Consider the following 9,183-nt stretch of genomic DNA (forward strand, 5'->3'; position numbering starts at 1 on the left):
TTGCCATGCATCCGTTTCGACTGAAAACATCACTTGGAACAGCGGAGAGTGGCTCAAGTGACGATCAGGGGCGACTTCTTCGACCACCCGTTCAAACGGAACAGTCGCATGGGCATAAGCTTCGATTGCTCCTTGTTTCACGCGTTGCAATACGTCGTTCCATGTAGGTTCTCCCGACAAATCGTTGCGGAACACCAGCGTATTGACAAAGAAACCAATAAGTGATTCCCATTCTGCGTGAGATCGGCCTGCTACAGGGCTTCCTACTGCAATATCGGTACTTCCCGTATAACGAGCCAATAGTGTTTGGAAAACGGCCAACGTGGTCATATAAAACGTTGTTCCCTGCTCCTTGGACCATCTCGCTACTCCCGCTCGCAGTTCTTCCGATAACATGACCGAATAGGTTGCCCCAGCAAAGGTTTGCTCACTGCCGCGAGGATGATCTGTCGGTAAATCGAGTACAGGAAGATCGGCCAACTTCGTCTTCCAATATCCCAGCTCTTGCTGCATACTTTCGTTTTCCATCCATGCTTGCTCTTGCCATGCATAATCCGCATACTGCATTGTCAGAGGCGGAAGTTGATGTTCTTCTTGTTTGGTAATTGCACTATATCCTGTCCATAGTTCATGTAACAACTGTTGGATAGACCAACCATCGGCAATAATGTGATGCACATTTACATAAAAAACAAATTTCTGATGATCTACATGATAAAGATGAGCTCGATAAAGTACATCATGGACAAGATTGAATGGAGTTTCGGCGTCTTGTTTTATACTTTGAAGTGCCGCTTCATAAGCACATGTTTCTACTTCCAACTCATGACCATCTTCTCGAATCGTTTGATATACCTTTCCTTCCTCTTCGTAAAAAGAAGTCCGCAACGATTCATGGCGATGGACAATAGTTGCAAATGCTTTCTTCATTGCGAAGATATCTAGGTCTCCTATCAACTGAACCGCTAATGGGATATGATAGGCTACACTATTTGGTTGCAATTGATGAAAAATCCATAATCGTTCTTGAGCAGAAGATAGAGGCAGTTTTGCTGGTCTATCTTTTTGCTGGAATACCAACAATGTGTTATTTGAAGTTGTGTTTGTTAACAACTCAGCTATCGTTGGCGATTCAAACATTTGTCTTAGTGTAATAGGAAACGGCAGGACGTGATTCATCCGTGCAATCACTTTCGCAGCCAATAAGGAATGTCCACCTAAATAAAAGAAGTTATCCTCAACACCGACTGGTACACCTAGCACTTCTTCCCAAATCATAGCCACTTGCTTTTCTTCCTTTGTCTGTGGAGCTATGAAGGAATCGGCTGATGAGAATATAACAGCATCTGGTAATTTGCTGCGATCTATTTTCCCATTTGCAGTAAGCGGGATAAAATCCAATGGTACAAAATGAGCAGGCACCATATATCCTGGCAGCTTCTCCTGTACGTGTTTTCGCCATACAAGAGAATCAGTTGTTCGTCCTTTTGATACAACATAAGCCACAAGCTGTCCTGCTTGTTCCAAAACAACAGCTTCTGCCACTGATCCATGTTGTCGAAGAACTGCTTCAATTTCTCCTAACTCAACACGGAATCCACGAATTTGTACCTGCCGATCCAGACGTCCCAAAAATTGAAGATTGCCATCCTCTAAACTCTTTACCACATCTCCCGTTTGGTATAAGCGTCCGAATATTGGGTGTTGGATAAATTTCTCTTCCGTCAATGCTGGACGATTGTAATACCCTGCTGCAAGTCCAGCACCACCTACATACAACTCCCCAACAACTCCGATCGTCACTGGATTTCCATACTCATCCAAAACAAACGCATGAACATGAGGAATTGATTTTCCAATAGGTGGAGTTGTATGTCTTCCACTACTACTCAGTTCAATCGCAGTGGAGACAACCGTATTTTCTGAAGGCCCATAGTGATTCACTACCGAAACAGGGAAATCGGTTGGTGGATAAATGCGTAAAGAATCTCCCCCTGTCAACATATACCGCAAAGGAACTTGTGCTGGCCAATCCAAAACCAATAAACTTTCTAATAATGGAGTGGGCAAAAAACTAACAGATATTTGCTTTGTAAGCAAAAATCGTTGGAGTTTTTCCACATCTATTTTTTCTTCTTCCGTTGGTATAACCAAAGTTCCCCCACTTGCCAACGTAGGCCACATTTCCCACACGGAAGCGTCAAATGCTGGTCCTGCTATCAATGTAGTCCGATCCAAAGGAGTAAGTGCATATGTGTCCACGTGCCATTCCACTAAATGTAAGAGTGATTCGTGAGAAACCATCACGCCCTTTGGCAATCCCGTAGACCCTGAAGTATAAACCATATAAGCTAAGTCCGTAACAGGAGTAATAACTTCTACTTCTTCTACTGGATACTGTTTGATGGATGTCCATTCTTGATCCAAATAACAACCAATTGATCCTAATTTCAGATGCTGATCATAATGAGAGAGTACAAGACGTAACTCTGCGTCCTCCACTAAATACGTAATTCTTGCTTCTGGATAAGCTGGATCAATCGGAACATAAATAGCACCAAGTTTTAAAATAGCAAGAGCAGAGGTAACGAGATCACCAGAACGTCCCATACAAATTCCAACAATGTCTCCTGCCATAATCCCTTGATGACGTAAGTAATGAGCAAGTTGGTTTGCTTTCTGATTTAACTCCTTATACGTCACAAATGTATCTTCTGACTCGATAGCACTAGATGTAGGGGTAGCAATTGCTTGGTACAATATGCGCTCTTGAATAGACAGAACCGATTTTAGCCTTGATGGAATAGATTCATTTGTGAGTGCTGCAGCTTCTTGTGTAGTAAGAAAATGTACTTCTCCGATTTTCTGATCAGGATTCACGAGCAACTCGCTAGCTAGATTGGCCAGATGAGCAAATAGTCGTTCGATTGTTTCTGGTATAAACAAATCCGTGTTATATTCACAGACAACCTCTGCACCTGTCTCGCCTTCTCCAATCGACAAAGCAAGATCATACTTTGATGTTGTAATCGGCAAATTTTTCGCTACAAAACCCATCTGCTCTTTTTTTCTATTTTCTTGAAGGGTAAACATCACTTGAAACAACGGCGAATGGTCCATGCTACGAGCTGGATCTACTTCTTCTACCACTTTTTCAAAAGGTATCGATTGATGGCGATACGCATCGAGTGCTGTCTGTCGAACTTGCTGAATAAACGAGCGGAAAATCGGATTACCGGACAAATCTCCCCTCATGACAAGTGTATTGGCGAAGAAACCGATCATCTCTTCTGTCTCTAACTGTGCACGATTTGCTACTGGTGTGCCTACGGCAATATCTTTTTGACCACTGTAACGATGCAATAAAACTTGGAACACTGCTAGTAATGTCATATACATAGTAGAATTTGTTTCTTTCGCCAAATCTTTGAGTCCTTGCCACAGCTCTGCATCCCAAGTAACGACTCGAACGGAACCACGGGAAGATTGTACTTTTGGTCTTGGATAATCTGTAGGCAAAGCCAGCACAGGTAAATCTGCCAATTGTTTTTTCCAGTAACTTGCATCAAGCGTCTGTGTCTCCTGCCATGCTGCATAATCGGCGTATTGAAGAGAATTGTTTTTTGTCTCTGTCCAATCATGGCCCAGTTTCGCTTGATAAATATCACATAACTCCGTAAAAAATAGGTCAAATGACCAACCATCCGTAATGATGTGGTGCATGACGATTAAGCATTGTTTTAAATCTTTTGTCACCGCTACTCTCCAAAGCGGTCCAGAGGAAAGATCGAAATGATATTTCCTTTCCAAAAGCAAACTTTCTTCATCATCCACCAAATAAAGAGGAACCGTTATTTCCTCGGAAATAACCCTTTCTGGTGTTCCTTCTTTCTCAACAAAACAGGTACGTAAAATTTCATGTCGAGCCATCATCTGTTCCAGACTAGACTTCCAAACATTCATGTCTAGCGGCTCCTCGCGTTCAAAGGCGAGAGGAATGTTATAAACATCTTTTTCTTCTAGCAATTGATCCATTAACCAAAGTCTTTTTTCTGCAAAAGAAAGAGAGAGTGTAGTGGAACGATCTACGGTTTGCATCGATTGTTCCGTCTGCTTCGTTGGCAGATTACTAGCCAAATCCCGAACTGTTGGATTTTCAAACACTACTTGAAGCGGTAGTTTCACCCCAAATGCACGATTAATCTGCGATATAGCACGTGTCACTATCAGGGAATGAGCGCCTAATAGAAAAACATTTTCTGTTACTCCTATTTGATCCAATCCTAAAATGCCAGACCATATCGTACACAATTTTTCTTCGCTTTCATTTTGTGGAGCTTCATAAACTTTTGTTCGATCTTCTGGAACAGGTAGTGCGGAACGATCTAACTTACCATTCACAGTTAACGGTAAAGCTTCTAATGTAACAAAAACTTGTGGCACCATATATGCGGGCAAATGGCCAGATAAAAAAGAACTCCAAAGGAATTGTTCGTCTTGATCTGCAACCACAAAAGCTACCAACAGCTTCCCATACTCTTTGTCTACTGCAAGAACTACTGCATCTTGAATAGTTGGATAAGTGGTGAGTACAGCTTCTATTTCACCTAACTCTAATCGAAAACCATTGATTTTTACTTGGGAATCATTTCGTCCAAGAAAAGCCAAGTTCCCATCTTCTTGCCATTTCACCATATCTCCGGATCGATAAATACGACCAAATATGGGATGGTGAACAAATCGTTCCTCTGTGATACTTGGTTGATTCCAATATTCCTTAGCTAAACCACTACCACCAATCCATAATTCACCTGCAACACCTAAGGGTGCAAGTTGTTGATTGCTATCCAATACATAAACTTTCCTTCCAACAATGGGGCGACCAATGGAAGGTAAGTATTCTTGCGGGCCATCAATCAAAGTAGTTGTCGTAACAACGGTACTCTCCGTTGGACCATAATGATTAAATACTTTAGCTGGAAATTCAGCTGGTGGATAACGCCGGAGTTGGTCTCCCCCTGTCCAAACTGCCTTTAATTTGCTGTTAGTCGACCAATCGAAATCCATCAATTGTTCTAACAACGGAGTAGGCAGAAAACATTGGGTAATTGCTTTTGCTACTAACCAATCTTTTAACTTTTCTGCATCCAAACGAATGGATTCTTTTGGGATAGAAATCGTGGACCCAGCAGCTAATGCAGACCAAATTTCCCACACGGAAGCGTCAAATGCTACTCCTGCAATCATAGCGGTGCGATCCAAAATCCCTAATTGATACTGTGAAATATGCCATTGGATCAACTCACTAAGTGCTCGATGTTCGATTACTACTCCTTTCGGAACACCAGTCGATCCGGAAGTATAAATCATATATGCTGCTTGATCAGCTGAAATCGTAACATCAGGCGCAGAAGCAGGCATATTCTTCCAATGATAGTCATCTCGCCCCATTATGATTTTGTTTGCAGAATGGAAAGCATGTTGTTTTTCACCATCTATACTTGTAATGATCATACCGACTTGAGCATCATCGATTTGATAAAGAATTCGATCTGCTGGGTTTGCTGGATCAAGAGGAACATACGCAGCTCCTGTTTTTAAGATGGCAAGTTGAGCGATTACCATCGAAATCGAACGTTCCATAAAGACAGCTACACGCGACTCTGCATTTATACCCTGCTCAATCAAATAATGTGCGAGTTGATTTGCTCTTATTTCTAGAGTTTGGTACGAAATATGTGTATTCTCATCTTCCAATGCTGCTTGGTGCCCTGCATTAGAAACTTGTTTTTGAATGCTATTGATTATGGAGACAAAAGATTGTTGTTCTCTATCTTCCCCAGCCCATAAGAGTAGCAATTGTTGTTCTTCCGGACTATGAAAGCTGAGTTCTCCTATCTTCTGCTGATGATTCGAAATAATTTGTTTCAATAATAAGATATAGCAACGCTGTAATTGTTGAATGACAGAAAAAGTAAACTGATCAGTATGATACATCCATTTGAAATGTAACTTCTCCCCTAATGCTGCAACCAATGTAAGTGGATAGTGTACCTCTTCTTTTCCATGAGTAAATCGAATGGATAATCCTGCTTCTTTTGCTTGTTCACTAGCAGGATAATTTTCAAATACAAATAGATAATCAAATAAACTTTGATTCGCTGTTCCATCACTCCACTGTTGAATGTCAATTAAGGAACAATACTCATATTGTCTCATTTCTTGGAATGATTTTTGCAGATCATGTAGCCATATGGAAATAGCTTGATCAGATGGTATCGTTATACGTACTGGCAAGGTGTTTATCATCATCCCTACCATCGTTTCTACTCCTCGTAAATCTGCTGGTCTCCCAGATACGGTTGTTCCATAAACTACATCTGTTTCTCCACTAAATGCTTGAAGTAACAAGGACCAAGTTCCTTGAAGTAACGTATGCAACGTGAGGTGATGTTCCCGACAAAAAGCAGTAAGTTCAGCAGTTTGTTCCACTGAAAGAGAAGTAAAAGATTCTACAGATTCTCGTTGACCGTCTTTTTTCGATTTTAGAACGCCAAGTTGAATCGGATTTTCATAACCCGCTAATTGATTTTGCCAATATTGCTTTGCTTCTTCCTGGTTTTGATTTGCTATCCAATGCATGTAATCTGCAAATGGACGCACACTTGGAAGTGCTGCTTTTACACCTGTAATCCATGCTTCATACACTGTCATGAGCTCATTTAGCAGCAATGGCATACTCCATCCATCAATAAGCAAATGGTGATAACTCCAAATTACTTGATAAGAATCCTCTGTTAAACGTATGAGATGAATACGAGATAACATACTGTCTTCCAGATCAAAACCGCGTTCTCGATCTTTCCGTACATATTCTTCTATCCATTTCTGTTGATCAAATGATGTTATGTCTCGCCAATCTTCTTCTGTCCAAGTCAACTTACCTGAACGATGCACCAACTGATGCGGTATATCCAATCCTTCCCATAGGAAGGTAGTACGTAAAACAGCATTTCTATCTATGATGGTTTGCCATGCTTTTTTGTAGGCTGCTAAATCTAGTTCTCCTTTCAATTCAAAACCGATCTGAACCACATATTCGCTTCCTCCATGCTGATACAGTGAATGGAAAAGCATACCACTCTGTAAAGGAGAAAGGGGATAAACAGCTTCCAACTGTTTGCCATTTATCTCATCAAGCTCATGTTTTTGTAAGTGAGCGAGTGGAAAATCCGAAAGAGCATACTGATCCATGTTCATATTTCGCAACTCATACAAGGAACTGCTTATCTTGTTCAATAATCCAACCATTGTAGCCTTATGGAAAATTTCACTGCTGTACAACAACGTGAGTTGAAGCTTGTCTTCCAACAATACTGCTACTACATCGATCAAATGCGGACGAACCGCGTCTGGTGCAGTTGGATTACCTGCGTTTTCTTTCGATATTCCTCGAAGAAATCCAATTTCTTGATTATGCACAGATGAAAATTGCCCCAAATAATTAAAACTTATGGGAGCATTAACCGTTTTTAGTGAATCTGGATGTAAATGGCAAAGAAGCCCATAACTTAGTCCATGCTCACTTGCCTCTCGCAATGAATCTTTGGTCGCTTGTAACACTTTGGCTATATGGTCAGACTTAGCTTCTAATATAACCGGATAGAGAGAAGTGAACCAGCCAACCGTACGAGATAAATCGATTCCTTCCTGTTCCTCACGGCCATGACTTTCCAAATGTATCGCATGAGTCTGTTCAGCCGTCCACTGATATACGGAATGGGCTAATGCTGTCACTATCAATTCCTCTACTGATGCATGCGTTTTTTTCGTCGCTTCAGACAGCAACTGAGCTGTTTCCTCAGGAGTTAGAACGATTTGTACTTGCTTAGTGAATCCTTCTGTGTTTAACCCCTGTTTGTCCAAAGGCAAGGTAGTAGGCTGGATATTTCTCCATCTATTCCGCTGTTCTTCAATCTCAGCTGAAGTGGCTCGCTCCTGCAAATGTTTCGCCCATTGGCGATACGAACTGGTCTTAGCTGGAAGTGAGACAGGTTTTCCTGCTGTAAGCTGCTGGTAAATCGTCTCTACATCTTCGAGCACAATTCGCCACGACACCCCATCCATAATCAAGTGGTGGACGACAAATAATAATCTTCCCTCCTCTTGGGATAAACGGAACCAAATCGCCCGGAACAAAGGACCATCTGTCAGGTGCAGACTGGCTTGTGCTTCCTCTGCTTGTTGTTCCAATGCAGCAATTAGATCGGACTCTGCTTGCAGGTCAACAACTTCCAGTATGATATTGTTTTCTGCTTGGTATGTTTGCTTCCATCCCTTATCTGTTGGCACAAAACGCATCCGCAACGCATCGTGATGACCAGTCAAGGCTTCGATCGTCTCTTGCAACTTCGTTTCGTTGACTTTATCTGTGATAACCATCATGCTCTGATTGAAGTGATGGGGATGTTTGGTCTCTCCTAAGAACCATTGTTGGATCGGGAGCAATGGCACTTCTCCCACCAAGGTTCCTTGTTCTCCTACTACTTGGGCTTCGGTCTCAGCCACACTGGCTAAAGTGGCAATCGTCTGATGGGCAAAGAGTTGTTTGGGCTTGAGTATCATTCCTTTTTCCCGTGCTCGGGANACCACTTGAATACTNAGAATCGAATCCCCTCCNAAGTGGAAGAAATTATCGTGAATCCCAATCGGCGATTTCCCCAATAACGACTCCCAGATCGCTATCAATGTTGCTTCGATTTCGGTTTCCGCTGCGGTATAGCTTTCTTCTGGTGTTTCTTCTGGTGCTGGCAAAGCTTTGCGATCGATTTTGCCATTGGCTGTCAATGGGAAGTGCTCAATGGTTTGGAATACGGACGGTACCATGTAATCAGGCAGTTTGTTTGCCAGCCAACTACGCCATTGTTTGGATTCTCCCGTGCCTTGGATGTAGGCAATCAAGCGACCTGCTTGTGCAATCACCACCGCTTGCTCAATCAATGGATGCGATTGCAAGTGACTTTCGATCTCTCCGAGCTCCACTCGGAATCCACGAATACTCACTTGGGTATCTTTTCGTCCCAAGAAATGCAATTGTCCCTTCGCATCCCAGCGAACGATGTCGCCTGTGGCATAAAGTCTGCCCCATTTGGGATGCGTAATAAAGCGTTCTTCGGTCCAATC

The 9,183-nt window shown here is 42.2% G+C and carries 1 protein-coding gene; it reads right to left on the bottom strand.

Features of this window, described 5'->3' with window-relative positions; genetic code table 11:
* Positions 1-9,183, bottom strand: a 9,183-nt coding sequence (locus A3GQ_RS0120680) for an amino acid adenylation domain-containing protein (protein WP_028778663.1), incomplete at both ends; no start/stop codon positions are given.

The sequence above is a fragment of the Shimazuella kribbensis DSM 45090 genome, assembly GCF_000428065.1.
GTDB lineage: Bacteria > Bacillota > Bacilli > Thermoactinomycetales > Thermoactinomycetaceae > Shimazuella > Shimazuella kribbensis.